The 21,370-nt window shown below is 74.7% G+C and carries 2 protein-coding genes; both read left to right on the forward strand.

What is annotated here, in order from left to right; all coding sequences use genetic code 11:
- The coding region (locus tag C1I97_RS10520; protein WP_146608187.1) for a type I polyketide synthase at positions 1 to 1,330 on the forward strand (1,330 nt) is incomplete at its 5' end.
- Positions 1,331 to 1,367: 37 nt separating this feature from the next.
- On the forward strand, positions 1,368 to 21,370 hold a 20,003-nt coding region (locus C1I97_RS10525), incomplete at its 3' end, for an amino acid adenylation domain-containing protein (protein WP_441349100.1).

The following is a 21,370-nucleotide window of genomic DNA, read 5'->3' on the forward strand; positions in this document are numbered from 1 at the left end:
CCGACCCGTCCCCGCCCCCGGCGGCACCGTCCTGATCACCGGCGGCACCGGGGGGCTCGGCGCCACGGTGGCCCGGCATCTGGTGGACCGGCACGACGTACGCCATCTGCTGCTGATCAGCCGCAGCGGCCCGGACGCCGACGGCGCGGACGACCTCGTGGCCGAACTGACCGCGGCGGGTGCGTCCGTGACGGTGACCGCGTGCGACGCGGCCGACCGGGCCGCACTGGCCGACGTCCTCGCGTCCGTGCCCGCGTCGGCGCCGTTGCGCGCCGTGGTGCACGCGGCGGGGACCCTCCAGGACGGCGCCGTGCTGTCGCTGACTCCGGAGCGGCTGCACGCGGTGCTGTCGGCGAAGGTGGACGCCGCATGGCATCTGCACGAACTGACCCGCGACCTGGGCCTGTCGGCGTTCGTGCTGTTCTCCTCGGTCTCGGCCACCGTCGGCCTGGCCGGGCAGGCGAACTACGCCGCGGGCAACGCGTACCTCGACGCGCTGGCCCACCACCGGCGCGGCCGCCGGCTGCCCGCCGTGTCACTGGGCTGGGGCCTGTGGGAGCAGAGCACCGGCCTCACCGGTCGCCTGACCGACGCCGACCGCGAGCGCATGGCGCGCATGGGCCTGCGCCCGCTGCCCACCCAGGCGGCTCTGACCCTGCTCGACCTCGGGTTCGGCGCGGACCGGGCACACCTGGTGCCCGCCTGGTTCGACCTGTCCGGGCCGCGTGACGCCGACCCGCCCGCGCTGCTGCGCGGACTGGTCCACCCCACGGCTCCCGAGGGCGGCGGGGCACGCGAGGACGCGCGGTCGTTGCGCGACCGGCTGCTCACCCTGCCCGAGAACGACCGCGAGTTGACGGTACGCCGGGTGGTGCAGGCGGAGCTCGCGACCGTGCTGGGGCGCTCCGGGCCCGGCGACGTGGCACCCGACCGGGGTTTCCGGGACCTGGGCCTGGACTCGTTGACCGCGCTGGAACTGCGCAACCGGCTTGCCACCGTCACCGGGCTCACCCTGACCACCACGGTGACCTTCGACCACCCGAGCCCCACCGCGCTGGCACGGCACCTGCTGGAACGGCTCACCCCGCAGCCGCAGCCGCAGCCGTCGGCGCCCCGGCAGCCGGTCCTCGCCGAACTCGACCGGCTGGCGCAGCGGGTGACCGCCGTCACCGACGGTGACCTGCGCTCGGCCGTCACCACCCGGCTGTGGGAGCTGGCGGCGACGCTGAGCGCCGGGGAGGAAGCGGAGCCGACCCCTGACGACGAGGTCGCCGCGACGAGCGCGGAAGAACTCTTTGCCCTGATCGACGATGAGCTGGGAAGGCCCTGAGATGAGCGACGAGATGCTGCTCACCTACTTGAAGCGGGTGACCGGCGAACTGCGCCGGACGCGGCGCAGGCTGGCGGAGCTGGAGTCGACGGGCCAGGAGCCGATCGCGATCGTCGGCATGGCGTGCCGGTTCCCCGGGAACGTCACGTCGCCCGGGGAACTGCACCGGCTGGTCGCCGACGGCGTGGACGCGGTGTCTGCGTTCCCGGTGAACCGCGGCTGGGACCTGGACGGCCTGTACGACCCCGATCCGGACCGGATCGGCACGAGCTACACGCGGTACGGCGGGTTCCTGCACGACGCGGCCGAGTTCGACGCGGTCTTCTTCGGGATGTCCCCCAAGGAGGCGCTGGCGACCGACCCGCAGCAGCGGCTGCTGCTCCAGTCCTGCTGGGAGGCGCTGGAACACGCCCGTATCGCCCCGTCGTCGCTGCGCGGCAGCCGCACCGGAGTCTTCGCCGGGGTGATGTACGGCGACTACGCGACCCGGCTGACGCCCACCCCGGACGGCTTCGAGGGCCATCTGTTCACCGGCAGTCTGCCGAGCGTGGCCTCCGGCCGCATCGCCTACACCCTCGGGTTCGAGGGCCCGGCGGTGTCCGTGGACACCGCGTGCTCGTCGTCGCTGGTCGCCCTGCACCTCGCGGCACAGTCGCTGCGGGCGGGGGAGTGCTCGCTGGCGCTCGCGGGCGGGGCGGCGGTGATGTCCACGCCGCGGACCTTCGTGGAGTACGCGCGTCAGCGTGCCCTCGCACCCGACGGGCGGTGCAAGGCCTTCTCGGACGCCGCCGACGGCACGGGCTGGGCCGAGGGCGTCGGCGTGCTGGTGCTGGAACGGCTGTCGGACGCCCGCGCGAACGGACACCCGGTACTGGCCGTGGTGCGCGGCTCGGCGGTCAACCAGGACGGCGCGTCCAGCGGGCTGACCGCCCCGAACGGGCCGTCGCAGGAGCGGGTGATCCGGCAGGCGCTCGCCTCGGCGGGACTCGCTTCCGCCGACGTGGACGCTGTCGAGGCACATGGCACCGGCACCGTGCTCGGCGATCCCGTCGAGGCTCAGGCGCTGCTGGCGACGTACGGCCAGGACCGTACCGAGCCCCTGTGGCTCGGCTCGCTCAAGTCGAACATCGGTCATGCCCAGGCGGCCGCGGGCGTCGGTGGCGTGATCAAGACGGTGATGGCCATGCGGCACGGCGTGCTGCCGCGCACGCTCCATGCCGACGTGCCCTCGCGTCACGTGAACTGGGCGTCGGGCGCCGTCGAGCTGCTGACCGAACAGCGGCCGTGGCCGCGGACCGGCCGGCCGCGCCGGGCTGGGGTGTCAGCCTTCGGCGCGAGCGGCACCAACGCCCACATGATCATCGAACAACCGCCTGTGGACGAACCGGACGGGACCGGGCCCGCGGCTGTGGGCCCGGTGCCGGTGGTGGTGTCGGGCGTGACCGTGTCCGCGTTGCGGGCCCAGGCCGGGCGGCTGCTGGAGCGGGTGCGGTCCGACGCGGACGTGCGCCCGGCGGATGTCGGATTCTCGACGGTGACGACCCGGTCGGCACTGGACCACCGCGGTGTGGTCGTCGCCGCGGACCGCGCGGAACTGCTGGAGGGCCTGGCCGCGCTCGCGGCCGGCGAGACGTCGCCGCGCGTGGCCGAGGGCTCCGTGGCCGCCGAGTCCGGCGTGGTGTTCGTGTTCCCGGGGCAGGGATCGCAGTGGGCCGGCATGGCACGGGCGCTGCGGGAGTCCTCGCCCGTCTTCGCCGAACGGCTGGAGACCTGCGAACGGCTGCTGAGCGAGCACGTCGACTGGTCGCTGGCCGACGTCCTCGACGACGAGGCGGCGCTGGCGCGGGTGGACGTGGTGCAGCCCGCGCTGTGGGCGGTCATGGTTTCGCTGGCCGAGGTGTGGCGTGCGGCCGGGCTGGTGCCCTCCGCCGTGGTGGGCCACTCCCAGGGCGAGATCGCCGCCGCCTGTGTGGCTGGCGCGCTGTCCCTGGAGGACGGCGCACGGGTGTCCGCGCTGCGCAGCCGTGCCCTGCGGGCCCTCGTCGGCAGCGGCGGGATGCTGTCAATCGTGGCCACGGAGGAGTGGGTGCGGGAACGTATCGAGCCCTTCGGCGACCGCGTCTCGGTGGCGGCGGTGAACGGTCCGAACACCGTGGTGGTGTCGGGCGACCCCGAAGCGCTGCGGGAACTCGGCGGCGTGCTGGCGAAGGCCGGCGTGATGCGGTGGAACGTGCCCGGCGTGGACTTCGCTGCGCACTCCGCGCACGTGGCGACGCTGGAGGCCGAGCTGGCGGAGGTGCTCGCCGGGGTGCGGCCTCGCCCGGCACAGGTGCCGTACTACTCGTCGGTGACGGCCGGCCGCCTCGACGGCACGCGGCTGGACTCCGCGTACTGGTACCGCAACCTGCGCGAACCGGTGCGGTTCGCGGAGACGGTCCGGGCACTGGCCGCCGACGGCCTCGAGGTGTTCGTCGAGGTCAGCCCGCATCCGCTGCTCACCATGGCCGTCACGGACACCGTCGACGGCGCCGCGGGCGGCCCTGTCGTGGTGGCGGAGACCCTGCGTCGGGAGGAGCACGCGCCCCGGCGGTTCCTGCTGTCCATGGCCCACCTGCACGCCCACGGCGTCTCCGTCGACTGGACCCACGTGTTCGACGGCAAGGGTGCCCGCACCGTGGACCTCCCCACGTACGCCTTCGAACGAAAGCCCTACTGGCTTCAGGCGCCCGAGCCTCTGCTGGGCCCCCCCGTCGACGTGGCGGACGGCGAACAGACCGTGCTGACCGGTCGGCTGTCCCTGCGCACCCACCCGTGGCTGGCTGGCCACCGCGTGCGGGGCCGGATCGTGGTGCCGGGCACGGCCCTGCTGGAGATGGCGCTGCAAGCCGGGGACACGGTCGCGGAACTCACCCTCCAGGAGCCCGTGCTGGTACCCGAGCAGGGTGAGGTCGAGATCCAGCTGCTCGTGGAGCGCGCCGACGACAGCGGCCACCGGCCGCTGCGGCTGTACGCCCGTGGCCCGGACGCCGGGTGGCGGCTGCACGCGACCGGTGCGCTCGCCGAGGCCGCCGCACCGGCGGACGAGACCACGGCGGACTTCGCCACCTGGCCGCCCCCCGGCGCCCAAATGGCGGACCTGGCCTCCTGGTACGAGAACCTGGCCGCGCGCGGTCTGGAGTACGGGCCGGGCTTCCGGGGCCTGCGGGCGCTGTGGCGGCACGGCGACGAGCTGTACGCCGAGGTGTCCCTGCCCGAGCCGGTTCGCCCAGCCCTGCTCGACGCCGCCCTGCACGCCGTGCTCGACCCGGCGGCCGAACCCGTGCTGCCGTTCTCCTGGAACGGCGTACGGTGGCTGGACCGGGACGCGGCGGCGGAGGTGACCGCCCTCCGCGTACGCGTCACCCCGCTCGACGACGGCTCGGTGGCCCTGCGGATCGCCGACGGCACTGGCCGCGGCGTGCTGTCGGCCGGATCCCTGACGCTGCGTCCGCTGGGCGCGGCACAGTGGGCCGGCCCGGGCCGCGACGCGCTGTTCGCCCTGAGCTGGGTGCCCGCCCGGCCGGACTCAGCCCCGCCGCGGCCCGTGGCCGACCTTGCGGCGGTCACGGTGCTGCGTTGCCCGTCCGCCGACGGCGACCTGCCCGCCCGGGTGCGGGCGGTGTCCTCGGCGGTCCTCGGAGACCTGCAGAGCTGGCTGGCCGAGGCCGACACCGGCGACGGACATCTGGTGGTGGCGACCCGCCACGCCGTGGCGTACGACGGTGACGCCGACGCGGAGGTGGATCCCGCCGCTGCCGCCGTATGGGGCCTGGTGCGCTCGGCGCAGACGGAGAACCCGGGCCGGATCACGCTCGCCGACACCGACGACCCGGACGGCCTGCACGGGACGCTGCCCACCGTGCTCGCGTCCGGCGAGCCCCAGGTGCTGGTGCGCACCGGCGAGATGCGCGTGCCGAGGATCGCGCCCGCCACGCTGCCCGAGGTGCCCGCGACCCCCGCGTTCCCTGCCGACGGCACGGTGCTGATCACCGGTGCCTCCGGCACACTGGGCGGACTGGTCGCGCGGCACCTGGTGGCCGAACACGGCGTTCGCGACCTGCTCCTGGTGAGCCGTCGGGGAGCGCCAAAGCTGGCCGGCGAGCTGACCGCGGCGGGCGCGACGGCGACATCGGCGGCGTGCGACGTCAGCGACCGTGACCAGCTCGCCGCACTCCTGGCCTCCGTCCCGCCGGACCGCCCGCTGCGGGCCGTCGTCCACGCCGCCGGGGCGCTGGACGACGGAGTCATCGGCTCGCTGACGCCCGAGCGGCTGGGGCTGGTGCTGGCGGCCAAGGCCGACGGAGCCTGCCATCTGCACGAACTGACCCAGGACCTCGACCTGTCGGCCTTCGTGCTGTTCTCCTCGGTGGCCGCCACGCTGGGCACCGCCGGTCAGGGCAACTACGCGGCGGCGAACGCCGTCCTCGACGCCCTGGCGCACCATCGCCGCGCCCAGGGACTGCCCGCGCTGGCGCTGGGCTGGGGCCTGTGGGCCGAGCGCAGCGCACTGACCGGCGGACTCGACCGGGCCGACCTGGCGCGGCTGACCGGCGCCGGTGTGCGCCCCCTCACCACTGAGGAGGCGCTGGCGCTGCTCGACGCGGCCCTCGGCGGGGACCGGGCGCATCTGATCCCGGCCCGGCTGGACGCCACGGCGGACACGCTGCTGCCGCTGTTCCGCACGCCGGCGCGGCCCCGGCGTCGCCCCGCCGCACCCGTCACCCTGGCCCAGGGCGCGCCCGCCATCGGTCAGAGCATCGGCGTCCAGGCGATTCCCGAGGCCGAGCGGGAGCGTTTCCTCAGCGAGCTGGTGCTGCGTGAGACCGCGGCCGTGCTGGGCCACGAGTCGGCGACCGTCATCGATCCCGACGTCGACTTCCAGCGCCTCGGCCTGACCTCGCTGAGCGCGCTGGAGCTGCGGAACAAGCTCGGCGCCCGCACCGGGCTGCGGCTGCCCGCCACCCTGGTCTTCGAACACCGTACGCCGAGGGCGCTGGCGGACTTCCTCACCGCCAGGACGGCCGGGGACCCGCGGCCGGCCGCCGCTGCCGACACCGGCGAGGGCGGCCCGGCCGACGCCGGGCAGGGCACCGACGACCGTGTCGCGATCATCGGTGTCGCGGGCCGCTACCCGCTGGCCCCGACGGTGGGCCGGCTGTGGGACAACCTGGTCCAGGGCAGACACTGCATCCGCGAGGTGCCCGCCGGACGCTGGGACGCGGACGCGCACCACGACCCGTCCGGCAGGCGCGGCTCCTACAGCAAGTGGGCCGGTTTCATCGACGACGTCGACGCGTTCGACCCGCTCTTCTTCCGCATCTCGCCCGCGGACGCCGAAGCGATGGATCCCCAGGAGCGCCTGTTCCTGCAGACCGCGGCGGCCACTCTGGAGGACGCCGGCTACCCGGCGGCCCGGCTCGCCGCCCAGGGACCCGTCGGCGTGTTCGCCGGGGTGATGAGCAACGACTACGCATGGATGGGCGGCGAGGCGAACGCCCTCGGCGTGCCGACCGACGCACACTCACACCACTGGTCGGTCGCCAACCGGGTCTCCTTCTTCTTCGACTTCACCGGTCCCAGCCTCGCCGTGGACACCGCCTGCTCGGCCTCGCTCACCGCGGTCCACCTGGCCTGCCAGAGCATCCGGTCCGGCGAGTGCGCCGCCGCGATCGCGGGCGGCGTCAACCTGATCCTGCACCCGCATCACCTGCGCAGCCTGGCTCAGGCCGGGATGCTCTCCCGGGACGACCGGCTCAAGGCCTTCGGCGCCGACGCGGACGGCTTCGTCGACGGCGAGGGCGTGGGCGCCGTCCTGCTCAAGCCGCTGGCGGCGGCGATCGCCGACGGCGACCGGATCCTCGGCGTGATCCGCGGCTCGGCCGTCAACGCGGGCGGCGACGCGGGCGGTTACACCGTGCCGAAGGCGTCCGCCCAGGCGGAGGTGGTCCGCGGAGCGCTGGCCCGCGCGGGCGTCGGGGCGGACACCATCGGCTACGTGGAGGCGCACGGTACCGGCACCCACCTCGGCGACCCCATCGAGATCGCAGGTCTGGTCGAGGCGTTCGGCGGGCCGGTCGACCCCGCGCGCCGCGCGGAGCGGCCGACCGTGGCGGTCGGCTCGGTGAAGACCAACGTCGGCCACCTCGAGGCGGCGGCCGGCATCGCCGGGTTGACCAAGGTACTGCTGCAGTTCCGGCACGGCATGCTGGCGCCGTCGCTGCACTCGGAGCGCCGCAATCCGGAGATCGACTTCGACGCCACGCCGTTCGAGGTGCAGCAGACCCTCCAGCCCTGGAGGCGGCCAGAGCGGGCCGAGGGGCAGGGCACCGACGGCGAGCTGCCGCGGCGTGCCCTCGTCAGCTCCTTCGGCGCGGGCGGCGCCAACGCGTGCGTGGTCATGGAGGAGTACGTCCCGGCCGGCTCCCCGGAGCCGGTGGACGACTCCGAGGAGCAGCTGCTGGTGCTCTCCGCCAGGACCGAGGAGCGGCTGCGGGCCTACGCGGCGGACCTGGCGTCCTTCCTGCGCGGCGGCGCGCCGGGGGCGACGGTGCCGGCCGACGACGCACTGGCGGAGGCCGGACGGCTGTGTCTGCGGCTGGCCGCCGGGGTCGCCGGCGTGGCGCCTGACTCCCTCGACCTGACGGCCGATCTGGTCGACTGCGGCTTCGGCGTCGCCGAACGCGCCCACTACTTCGCGCTGCTGGCCACGGAGCTGGGCACGCCGCTGCCCCCGGCCGCCACGGCCGCCGGCACCCTTGGTGAAGTCGCCGAGGCGGTGGCGGGCCTCGTGCCGCGCACCGCGGCACCCGACGCGCCGAGGCTCGCCGACGTCGTCCACACCCTGCAGTCGGGCCGTACCGCCTACGAGTTCCGGCTGGCCCTGCCCGCCGGTTCGGCCGCCGAGGCGGCGGAACTGCTGGAGGTGTACGCGGCGGGCCGCGACGCGGACCGGGTGAGCACCGGCCAGGTCGCGCGCACCCGGGTGCTGCTGTCCGACGACGAGACAGCGGACCTGGAACAGGCGCTGACCCGGCGTGACCTGACGGCGGTGGCCCGGCACTGGGTGGCCGGGGCCGAGGTGGACTGGCCGCGCATCACCCCGGCCGCCGTCCGCCGCATCGAACTGCCCGGCTACCCCTTCGCCCGCAAGCGCTGCTGGATCCCCCGGCCGGCCGGCGGACGGCCCGACGCCGACGCCCCCGCGCCGCGACCTCCCGCGGTCGCGGCACCCCACCAGGACGCCACACCGGCCGTCGCTCAGGTGCTCGCCGGGTACGAGGCCCTGGACACGGCCTCGGTGTCCGGGGTGCTGGACGCCTACCAGCGCCTGGGCGCCTTCCAGCGGCCCGGCGAGCGGCACCACGCGGAGGAGCTGCGCGGTAGGCTCGGCATCCGCGACAAGTTCCGGCGGCTGCACGAGGCGCTGCTCGGCCTCCTCGTGGACGCGGGCTGTCTGACCCGCGACGGCGACCTGATCATCACCACCGACGCGGTCGTCCGCGCGGACCGCTGGGAGGACGAGTTCGACCGCGTGCTGCGCGCCTGCCCGGACATCGCGCCCACGGTCACCCTCAACCGGGCCTTCCTGCGGGCGTATCCGCGACTGCTGCGCGGCGAGCTGACGGGGACCGAGGTCATGTTCCCCGACTCCTCGATGGAGCTGGTCCAGGACCTCTACAAGGGGAACCCGCTCACCGACTTCTTCAACCTGCTGGTCGCGGACACCGTGCGCGGCTTCCTCGAGACCCGGCTCCCGATGCTTCCGTGGTACGAGACGCTCCAGGTGGTCGAGCTGGGCGCGGGCACCGGCGCCACCAGCGAGCGGGTGCTGCCGGTGCTCGCCGAGCACGCCGGACGGGTCGGCTACACCTTCACCGACATCTCGCCGCGCTTCCTGGAGCACGGCCGCGAGCGCTTCGCCGCCGACCACCCGTACGTCCGTTTCCAGCTGCTCAACCTGGAGCGCGGGCCGGCCGAGCAGAAGGTCGCGCCGGGGTCGGCCGACGTGGTGCTGGCCACCAACGTCGTCCACGCCACCCGGAACCTGCGGGCCACGCTGCGCAAGGTCAAAGCGCTGCTCAAGCCCGGCGGCCTGCTGGTGCTCAATGAGCTGACCTCGATCCGGCCGTACCTCACCGTCGGCGGCGGGGTGATGGAAGGGTGGTGGCTGTTCGAGGACAGCGAGCTGCGCATCCACGGCTCGCCGCTGGCCTCGCCGGACAGCTGGACGCGACTGCTGGGCGAAGAGGGCTACACGCAGGTCAGGGTGGTCGGCGCCGAAGGGGCCGAGCTGGGCCAGCGAGTGCTGGTCGCCGAGAGCGACGGCGTCACGCCGAGCGGCGCGCCGGCGGCGGTCGCCCCCGCGACGGTGACGGCGAGCGCGGGGACCGAGGCCGTCGGCGGGGTGCAGGACCGGCTGCGCGAGCTGCTGGAGCGGGTCCTGAAGCTGGACATGCGGATCGATCCCGACCGTCCGCTGGGCGACTACGGTTTCGACTCGCTGAGCGGACTGCGGATCGTCTCCGCCGTCGACGAGGCCTTCGGGATCGCGGTGCCGCTGGAGGAGTTCTTCGAGCGCCCGACGCTGCGTGAGCTGACGGAACACCTGACGTCCACTTGGCTGACCGACGCGGCGGCCTCCGCAGAGACCGCCACCCCCACAGCGCCCGGGACCGCCGTAGCCGTGACGCCGTCGGCGGCGACAGTGGCGACAGCGGTGACGGCGGCGCGACAGGTCCTGCGCCCCCGCACGGACGCGGAGGCGTCCACCCATCCACTCTCCGAGGGGCAGCGCGCCCTGTGGGTGATCGAGCAGATCGCGCCCGGCAACCACGCCTACAACCTGCCGCTCGCCTTCTGGCTCGACCCCGACGTCGACGTGCTCGCCCTGCGCGTCGTCCTGCAGGACCTGCTCGACCGGCACGAGGAACTGCGCGCGACCGTGCGCACGGACGAGGACGGACCGTACGTCCGCATCGCGGCCGAGCCGGAACTGCCGTTCCAGCAGGTCTTCCTCACCTCCGACGCGGACAGTGACCTGCGCGACCGGATACGCGCCGACGCGCGCCGGCCGTTCGACCTGAGCGAGGGTCCGCTGCTGCGCGCGACGCTCTACACCCTCGGCGACGGCAGGCAGGCCCTGGTGCTGACCGCGCACCACCTGGTGCTCGACGGGGTGTCCATACCGCTGCTGCTGGAGGAGGTCGACCGCAGCTACCGTACGGTCCGCGAGGGCCGTCCGCTGCCGGCCGACCGGCCCGCCCGCACGTACGCCGACTTCACCGCATGGCAACGCGACCTGCTCGCCGGGCCCACGGGGGAGCGCTTGCGCGCGTACTGGACCGACCGGCTGCGCGGCCGGCGGACCTCCGTGGCGCTGCCGCTGGACCGGCCGCGTCCGCCCGTGCCCGGCTTCCGGGGCGCGAGCGTCGGGGGACGCATTCCGGCAGCGGTGACCGAGCGGGCCCGGGCGCTCGCCGCCACGGAGCGGACCTCGCTGTCCAGCGTCATGCTGGCCTGCTACTTCGCCCTGCTGCACCGCTACAGCGACCAGGCCGACATCGCCGTCGGCACCCCGACGGCGAGCCGTCCCCCGGGTGGCTACGACGACGTGCTCGGCTACTTCATGAACATGGTCGTCCTGGCCGAGCGGGTCGACGGCGACGAGCCCTTCCGCGCGCTGCTCCGCCGGATCCACCGTACGGTCCTGGGCGCCCTGGAGCACGGCGCCTACCCACTGATCACCCTCACCGAGGAACTGAGACGGGAGGCCCCCGGCGCCACGGACGCGCTGTTCGACGTCGCCTTCTACTTCCACAACTGGGCGCGCGACCTGCGCACCGACGGCGTGGTCCGGGACCGGGTCGGCGGCGTGCACCAGGAGGGCGAGTTCGATCTGGTCCTCGACCTGGTCGACCGGCCGGAAGGCTGCCAGTACACCCTCAAGTACAACCCCGACCTGTTCGACGCCGCGACGGTGGAGCGTCTGGGAGACCACTTCGTCACGCTGCTGACCTCCGCCATGGGCGACCCCGGCACCCCGGTCGGCGAGCTGGACCTGCTGACCGGGCAGGAGCGGGCCCTGCTCGCCCCGCCCGCCCCGGCGGACTACCCGGCAGGCACCCTGGTCTGGGAGCTGGTGCGGCAGCAGGCCGAGGCCCGCCCGGAGTCGGTCGCGGTCCGGGACGACCTCGGCGAGCTGACCTACCGTGAGCTGAGCGAGCGGGTCGACGCCCTCGCGGCCCGCCTGCGCGCCGCCGGTGTCGGCCGGGGCCGTACCGTCGGCGTCCTGCTGCCACGCGACGCCCGTCTTCCGGTGGCCCTGCTCGCCGTGCAGGCCGCCGGTGGCGCGTACGTACCGCTCGACCCGGCCTACCCCGAGCAGCGGCTCGCCTTCATGGCCGAGGACGCCGGACTGCACCTGCTGCTGACGCACTCCACCGTCGAGGCCGGCTGGGGCGCAGGGGTGCCCCGGCTGCTCGTCGACGCGGGCGGGCAGCCGCCCGCGGCCGAGTCGCCCGGGCCCGCGGGCCCGTCGGACACCGCCTATGTCATCTACACCTCCGGTTCCACCGGCCGCCCCAAGGGCGTCCGCGTACCGCACCGCGCGCTGACGAACTTCCTCCGGTCGATGGCGCGCGAGCCCGGATTCGGGCCCGGAGACACCCTGCTGGCCCTCACCACGGTCTGCTTCGACATCTCGGGCCTCGAGCTGTACCTGCCGCTGATCACCGGCGGCACCGTGGAGATCCTGCCGACAGAGGTCGCCCAGGACGGACTGCGGATGCGGAAGGCGGTCGAGCGCGGTACGGCCACGGTGATCCAGGCGACTCCGGCGACCTGGAGCATGCTGCTCGCCGCCGGATGGCGGGGCAGCCCCGGTCTCACCGTGCTGTGCGGCGGCGAGGCGCTGCCCGCCGACACGGCGGAGGCGCTGCTCGTGGGCAACCGCGCGGTGTGGAACCTGTACGGCCCCACCGAGACCACCATCTGGTCGGCGGCCGGCAGGCTCCGCCCCGGCGAGCGCGTGACGATCGGCGCCCCGATCGCCAACACCGCGCTGTACGTGCTCGACAGCGTACGCAGGCCCGTGCCCACCGGAGTGCCCGGAGAGCTGTACATCGGCGGCCACGGCGTGGCCGACGGCTATCTGGGCCGGCCCGAGCTGACCGCCGGGCGCTTCCTGCCCGACCCGTTCGCGGCCGGGCCCGATGCCCGGATGTACCGCACGGGCGACCTGGTCCGGCGGCTGGCCGACGGGCGGATCGAGTACCTGGGCCGGATCGATTCCCAGGTCAAGGTGCGCGGCCACCGAGTGGAGCTGGAGGAGATCGAGGCGACGCTGCGGCGCCTGGACGGCGTACGCGACGCCGTCGTGGTGGCGCGCGGCCAGGACGGCGACCGCTCGCTCCTGGCCTGCTACACCCGCACCGAGGGCGGCGGCGAGCCGACCCGGGAGCAGCTGGCGGCCTGGCTGCCGGCCCACATGATCCCGGAGGTGCTGATCCCGGTCACGGGCTTCCCTCGCACGCTCAACGAGAAGGTCGACCGGACCACGCTGGCCACCCTTCCGCCGGCCGAACTGCGGGCCCGCTACGGCGTCCCCGGCACCGAGCGGCCGGAGGATCCCGGCCGGCCCTCCGGCCGTGTCGAGGCGCTGACGGCCGAACTGGCCCGCGCGGTCGCCCGCCTGGCCGGGCTGCGTCCCGAGGAGATCGGCACCCGCACGCCGCTCGGCGAGGTGGGTATGACCTCCGTGTCCTTCACCGCGCTCGCCGCCGAACTGGGCACGGCATACGGCATCGAGGTCTCCCCGACGCTCTTCTACCGCCGGGGCACCCTGCACGCGCTGGCCGAGTACCTGTGGGAGCGGCACCCCACCGAACTGACCGCACGGTCCGGCGCCGCCGCACCGCAGCCCCCGGCCGCCACCGCCGTAGCGCCCTTCTCCGAGGCACACGCCGAGGAGCGGCGCGGCGACGGCATCGCGGTCATCGGCATGGCCGGGCGGCTGCCCGGCTCCTCGGACCTCAAGGAGTTCTGGGAGCACCTGGCCGCCGGGGACGACCTGATCCAGGAGATCCCCGCCGACCGCTGGGACTGGCGCGAGCAGCCGCGCTCCCGCTCCCGCTGGGGCGGCTTCGTCCCCGACGTGGACCGGTTCGACGCCGCCTTCTTCGGGATCTCCCCCAGGGAGGCGGAACTGATGGACCCTCAGCAGTGCCTGCTGCTCGAAGCGGTCTGGTCGGCCGTCGAAGACGCCGGCTACCGCCCGTCCGAGCTGGCCGGAAAGCGCGTCGGGGTGTTCATCGGGGTCGCCAACAACGACTACCTGGAGGCGCAACGGGCCGCCGGACGCCGTCCCGAGGCGCACACGGCCACCGGCGCGGCGCTGTCGGTCATCCCGAACCGGGTCTCCTACCTGCTGGACCTGCGCGGTCCCAGCATGGCCCTGGACACGGCCTGCTCCGGCTCGCTCACCGCCGTCCACCAGGCCTGCGCGGCGCTCCGCGACGGCACCTGCGACCTGGCGATCGCGGGCGGCGTCAACCTCATCCTCACGCCGAGCGTGTACGAGGTGCTCAGCCGGGGCGAGATGCTCAGTCCCGGCGGACGGTGCAAGGCCTTCGACAGGCGGGCCGACGGCTATGTCCGGGGCGAAGGCGTCGGCGTGGTGCTGCTCAAGCCGAACGACCGGGCCGAACGCGACGGCGACGCCGTCCACGCGGTGATCAGATCGGTCACGGCCGGCCACGGCGGCCGCACCACCTCCCTGACCGCTCCCAACCCCGACGCCCAGGCCGACCTGCTGGTCGAGGCCTACCGCGCCGCCGGCGTGCCAGTGGAGACCGTCGGCTACATCGAGGCGCACGGCACCGGCACCGCGCTGGGCGACCCCATCGAGACCGCCGGACTGTCCACCGCCTTCCTGCGGTTGCGGGAGGAACAGGGAGCGGAACAGGGCACGGCCGCGGCGCCCGGCTGCGTCATCGGATCGGTCAAGACCAACATCGGACACCTGGAGGCCGCCGCCGGGATAGCCGGAGTGTTCAAGGCGGTCCTGGCGCTGCGGCACGGCACCATCCCGGCCAGCCTGCACTTCCGGGAGCAGAACCCTCACCTGGAACTCGACGGCGGCCCGTTCGAAGTCGCCGTCACCGCCCGGCCCTGGCCGCGGCCACGCGACACCACCGGACGTGAGCTGCCGCGCCGCGCCGGGGTCAGCTCCTTCGGCTTCGGCGGAGCCAACGCGCACATCGTGCTGGAGGAACCACCCATGCCGGACATCCGCGAGGAGGACACCGCGGAGCAGGTGTACGTGCTCTCCGCCCGCACCCCCGAGGAGCTGCGCAGCGCCGCCCGCCGGCTCGCCGGCCACCTGGCGGATCAGGACGTTCCGCCGGGCGACCTGGCGTACACGCTGCAGGTGGGCCGCGAGCCGATGGCCCGCCGGCTCGCCGTGGTGGGGGGCGGCACCGCAGAGCTGCGCGCCGAGCTGGACGCGTATCTCGCCGACCGCCCGTCGGCGGTGCGCACCGGGCAGGCCGAGCGTCGGGCGACTCCGCCCACGGCCACCGCCACCGGCGACCCGACCGCCGTCGCGGACGCGTGGCTGGCGGGCGCCGAGGTCGACTGGGCGGCCCTGCACCGGGGCGCGGCCCGCCGCCGGGTGCACCTGCCCAGCTATCCGTTCGCCCGCACCCGGCACTGGTTCACTCCGGCCGGGGCACCGGAGAGGGTTCCCGCCGAGGCACCGGAGAAGGCTCCGGCCGCGGCAACGCAAAAAGCTCCGGCCCGGCTGCATCCGACCCTCCTCGACGCCGATGTCTCCGCCCCCGGCGAGAAGGAGTTCGCCAAGACCCTCACAGGCGAGGAGTTCTTCCTGCGCGACCACGTGGTCGGCGGCGAGCTGGTGCTGCCTGGCGTGGCGTACCTGGAGATGGCCCGGCTGGCCGGCGAACGGGTCGCGGGCTCGCCGGTGCGCGGCGTCGACGGCCTGGTGTGGGCCGCGCCCGTCCGGCTGCCCGCCACGGGGGAGTACCGGCTGCTGGTCCGGCTCGGCGACGACCGGGCCGGCATGTCCTTCGAGGTGCACGGCGCCGAGGACGGCTCTCGCCCGCACGCGCGCGGCACCCTGGTGTTCGGCCCGGCCGGGCCCCGGCCCGCCCGGATCGACGTGGCGAGCGTGCGCGAGCGCTGCCCGGACGTCCACGACGGCGCGAGCTGCTACCGGGACTTTTCCCGGCTGGGCTTCGACTACGGCCCCGGCTTCCAGGTGATCGAGGAACTCGCCGTAGGGGAGCGCGAGGCACTCGCGGCACTGCGGCTTCCCCCGCAGCGGACCGCCGATGCGGACGCCTACGTCTTCCACCCCTCGCTGCTCGACGCGGCCCTGCAGACGGCGGGCAGACTCGCGGCCCGCGCCCACGGCCCGGCGCGCCCGCTGCCGTATCTGCCGTTCTCGCTGGGCTCGGTCCGGCGCTACGCCGAACTGCCCGCGAATGAGAGGACGTACGCCTACGCCACCCCGTCGGCGCGCCCGGTCCCGCCCGGCACGCTCTGCTTCGACGTCGTGCTGCTGGACCGGGCCGGTGAGGTGGTGGCGGCGATCGACGCCTTCACCCTCCGGGCGGTGCCCCAGGCGGACGCCGCCGACGAGGTGACCGCGTTCGAGCCGGTTTGGCAGCCCGCACCGCGGGTCGGCAGCGAGCCGGCCGGAACCGTACTGGTGCTGGACGCGGGCTCCGAGGGGCCCGCGGTGTGCGCCGCGCTGGCTGCTGCGGGCATGCCCGCCCGGCGGATCGCGCCGGGCGGCGGCTTCGACGCCGACGCGGCGGTCCGCGCCACGGACCCGGGGCCCGTCCACGTGGTGCACCTGGCCGGGGAGGACACCGACCCCGCCCGCGCCGTCGAGCACGGCTTCCACACCGCCATGGCGTTCCTCCAGGCCTGGCAGCGGCACCGGCGCGGCGCCCTGCGCTACCTCTACGCGCACCGTGAACCGGCCGCCTCGCCGGCCCATCCGGCCATGGCGGCGTTCGCCCGCTCGGTGCGTCTGGAGCACCCGGCCGTCGACTTCGGCGTGCTGGCCGTCGCGTCCGGCTCCCTCGCGGACGCCGTGGCCGCCGAGATCGGCGCCCGGGGCGAGCCCGAGGTGCGCGTCGACGCCGCGGGCAGGACCCGGCGTACCTGGCGCCAAGCCAGCCTCCCGGCCGGTGCCGCGTCGGCGTTCACCGGGCCGGGCGCCCACGTGATCACCGGCGGCACCGGCGCGCTGGGGCTGCTGCTCGCCGAGCACATCGCCGCCGTACGGCGCGCCGCCGCACTGCCCGCAGGCGGGATCGTGCTCGCGTCCCGCACCGCACCCGGACCCGAGGCCCGCGCCCGGATCGAGGCCATCGGGGCGCACGTGGTGCGGGCGGACGTGGCCGATGCCGCCGGGGTGCGCGCACTGATCGCCGAGGCGCGTGCGGCCCATGGGAAGGTGAGCGGCGTTCTGCACGTCGCCGGTGTGCTCCGGGACGGCCTGCTGCACCGCAAGGACCGCGCCGACGCGGACGCAGTGCTGGCCGCCAAGGTGCACGGCACCGTGCTGCTGGACGAGGCGACGCGGGACGAACCGCTGGACTACTTCGTGACCTTCTCCTCCACCGCTGCGGCCTTCGGAAACGCCGGTCAGACCGACTACGCCTTCGCCAACGCCTTCCTCGACCACTTCGCCGAGCGACGCGAGCGGTTGCGCCGCGAGGGAGCGCGGCACGGCCGTACCCTGGCCGTCGCCTGGCCGGTGTGGGCCGACGGCGCCATGCGGATCGACGCCGCCGCCGAGGACTACGTGGACCGGGTGCTAGGCATACGTCCCCTGCGCACCGCGCCCGCGCTGGACGCGCTGGAGCGCGCCCTGGCCGGCACCGCCCCGAGACTGCTGCTCGCCCCCGGCGACCCGGCCAAAATCCTCGCCGCACTCGACGGCGGGTCCACCCACACCGCGGTGATCCCCTCCGCCGCACCGCGCCCCACCGCCGCGGCGCAGCCCGCGGCGGACGTACGGGAGCGGGCCGAACGGCTGGTGCTCGCCGTCCTGGCGGAGGAACTGAAGCTGCCCGAAGGGGACATCGACGTCACCGAGTCCTTCAACCACTACGGTGTGGACTCACTGATCACCATGAGCGTGACCCGCCGGCTGGAGGAGCACTGCGGTCCGCTGTCGAAGACCCTGCTGTTCGAGTACGTGACGGCCCGCGAACTGGCCGACCACCTCGCCGCCGCCTACCCCGAGGCGTTCACCACGTCCGGCGCCGAATCCGTCGCCGAGGGCGCTTTTGCCGAGGCCGAATCCGCCGGGCCGACACCGCCCCCGGCCGCCGCGGCCGGTCCCGTCGGGTCCGTCACAGCCGGCCAGGACATCGCCATCATCGGCGTCGCGGGCCGCTATCCGCAGGCCGAAGACGTGGACGAGTTCTGGCGCAATCTGCGCGCCGGCCGGGACTGCATCGAGGAGATACCGGCCGACCGGTGGAACCACGACCCCTTCTACGCCCCCGACAAGTCGGTCATCGGCAAGACGTACGGCAGGTGGGGCGGGTTCATCCGCGGCGCCGACCGCTTCGATCCGCTCTTCTTCCGGATGTCGCAGATCGAGGCCGAGCACACCGACCCCCAGGAGCGGGTGTTCCTGGAGACCGTCTGGCACCTGCTGGAGGACGCCGGCTGCACGCGCGAGCAGCTGCGCGGCTCCCGCACCGGGGTCTTCGCGGGCATGATGTACGGCCAGTACCAGCTGTACGGCGTTCAGGAGGCGTTGCGCGGCAACGGCCTGCCCCCGCACTCGTCCTACGCCTCGGTGGCCAACCGGGTGTCGTACTTCTTCGACTTCACCGGCCCCAGCGTCGCCATCGACACGATGTGCTCCTCCGCGCTCGTCGCCATCCACCAGGCGTGCCAGGCCATTCGCGACGGCGACTGCGACCTGGCGGTGGCGGGTGCCGTCAACATCACCACCCACCCGGCGAAGTACCTCCAGCTGGCCTGGCGCGGCTTCCTCTCCGAGGACGGCCGCTGCCGCAGCTTCGGCGAGGGCGGCACCGGTTACGTCCCGGCCGAGGGCAGCGGCGCGGTCCTGCTCAAGCGTCTCGACGCGGCGCTCGCCGACGGCGACCGAATCCTGGCGGTGGTCAAAGGCACGGCGGTCAACCACGGCGGCACCGGCCGGGGCTTCAACGTGCCCAGCCCCAAGGCACAGGCCGACCTGGTGCGCACCGCCCTCGACCGCGCCGGGCTGCGCCCGGCCGGCCTGGACTACATCGAGGCGCACGGCACCGGCACCGCCCTCGGCGACCCCGTGGAGATCACCGGACTGCTGCGGGCCTTCGACGGCGACGCGCCCGAGCGGCTGCCGATCGGCTCCGTCAAGTCCGGCATCGGGCACGCCGAGTCGGCCGCCGGGATCGCCGCCGTCACCAAGGTGCTGCTCCAGATGCGCCACGGTGAGCTGGCCCCGTCGCTGCACGCGGAGCACCTCAACTCCAACATCGACTTCGCGGCGACCCCGTTCGAGGTCCAGCGCGAGCGGGCACCGTGGCCGCGCCGTGTCCGCGCCGACGGCACCGAGCTGCCCAGGACGGCGGGCATCAGTTCCTTCGGGGCCGGCGGCACCAACGCCCACGTCATCCTCCAGGAACACATCGGCGCGCCCCGGCCACGGACGGCCCCGACCGGTCCCCAACTGGCCGTGCTCTCCGCCCGGGACGCCGGGCGGCTGGCCGAGCAGGCGCGCCGCCTCGCCGCGCATCTGCGCGCCGAGGGTGCCGGGCTGGCGCCGCAGGAGGTCTCGTGGACCCTTCAGTCGGGGCGCGAGGCCATGGCGCACCGGCTGGCGGTCAGTTTCGACGACCTCCCCCAACTGGCGGCCCGCCTGGACGTGTTCGCCGCGGGCGGTACCCCCGCCGACAGCTGGACGGGACAGGTCGATCCGCGCAGGCCGGCCGAGGGCGACGCACCGCCCGCCGATCCCGTGGCCTACGCCGCCGCCTGGACCTCGGGCCGGCCGGTCGACTGGTCCGCCCTGCACCAGGGGGCCCGGCCGGGCCGGGTGGCGCTGCCCGGCTATCCCTTCGGCGGTGAGCGGATCTGGCTGGCGGCGGCGGACGCCGAGCTGGCCGCGGCCGGTGCCGCGCGCCTCGTGCCCCTCACCGAGCCGGCCGTCCCGGACGGGGAATCCGTCGCAGAGCCGCCCGCGCCCGGCGGCGACGGGTTGCTGCTGACCCGGCACTGGATCCCGGCCGAGTCCGGCGCCGCCGACCTCGCCCTGCCCGGACGCACCGCCGTCCTGGCCGCCCCCGGAACCGAGGACCTGGCCGTGCGGCTCGCCGCCGCGCTGCCTGCCGCCGAAGTGCTCACGACCGCGGCGCTCACCGCCGACCTCACCTCCACCGGCACCCGATGGGACCGCTTCGACGCGGTCGTCGACCTGGCGGGCTGCGCCGAGCCCGGGACCTCCGTCGATCGCACGGCTCTGGACGCCTGGTGGCGCTGGCTCCAGCACACGGTCGACCAGGGCAGGCGCGACCTGCGCGCCCTGCTGGTCTCCCGGGGCGCGCGGACCGCCCCCGTCGGCGCGGCGCGCGTGGGCCTGTACCGGATGCTGCAGAGCGAGTACCGCCATGTCCGCTCCCGCCATGTGGACTTGGGATCCTGTACGGACGACCAGCTGTGCCGCCGGGTCGCCGACGAACTCGGCACTGGCGACGAGGCCGCCGAGATCGCCTACCGCGACGGCGTCCGCCACCAGGTGCGGCTGCGCGAACTGCCCCCCACCCCGCAGCAGCCGCCGCGCTTCCCGGAGGGCCGGGTGCTGTGGGTGACCGGCGGCACGCGCGGCATCGGGCTGCTGACCGCCCGCCACTTCGTCGCCCGGCACGGGGTACGCAAGCTGGTCCTCACCGGCCGTACGGAACTGCCGCCGCGAACCGAGTGGGCCGCGCACCTCACCGCGGACACCGAGCTGGGACGCAAGCTGCGTCCGTTGGCCGAACTCGCCGACCAGGGCGTGGAGCTGGAAGTCCTGGCCGTGTCCCTGGAGGACGAGCAGGCCCTCGCCCGGGCCCTGTCCGACGTCAGGCGCAGGCTGGGACCGGTGGGCGGGCTGGTGCACAGCGCCGGTGTCACCGACTCCGAGAACCCCGCCTTCGTCCGCAAGACGCCGGACGGCGTGGCCCGGGTGGCCGGTCCGAAGGTCTTCGGCCTCGACACGCTGACGCGGTGCTTCCGTGACGAGCCGCTGGACTTCTTCGTCCTGTATTCGTCGGTCGTGGCCGCGGTTCCCGCACTGGCGGTCGGGCAGAGCGACTATGCGCTGGCCAACGCCTATCTGGACGCGGTCGCCGAGACGCGTCCGTACGGACTGCCCTTGATCAGCGTGCAGTGGCCGAGCTGGCGGGACACCGGCATGGGGGAGGTGCGCAGCCCCGCCTACCGCGCGTCCGGGCTGGCCGCCCTCTCCGACGAGCAGGGGCTCGCCCTGCTGGACCGCGCGCTCGCCAGTGGCGCACGGGTCGTCCTGCCCGCGGTGGTGCGCTCGGGCGCCGACTGGCGGCCCGAGCGGCTGACGGCTCGCCGCCTGGAGGACACGGCCCCGGTTCACGGAGCGGTGCGCGGCGCCGCCGACGCGGTCTGCGCGGCGAGGTCCGCGGACCTCCAGGGGGCGAAGGACGCGGTGGCCTCGTGGCTGCTCGACCGGCTCGCGCTGGAACTGCGCTTCGACCGGGCCAAGCTGACCGGTGACGTGCCGGTCCAGGACTACGGCATCGACTCGATCCTCGTCACCCAGCTGGTCCAGACCCTCGGCAAGCAGCTCGACGTGTCGCTCGACCCGTCGGCGCTGCTGGAGCACCCCACCGCGGACGCGTTCGCCGCGTATCTCGCCGAGGAGCATCCCGAGGAGCTGGTCGCCGTCTTCGGCGGGCCCGCACCCGGCACCGCGCCGTCCACGGTCCCCACCGC

It is taken from the genome of Streptomyces sp. NTH33, from assembly GCF_003236365.1.
Taxonomy (GTDB): Bacteria; Actinomycetota; Actinomycetes; order Streptomycetales; family Streptomycetaceae; genus Streptomyces.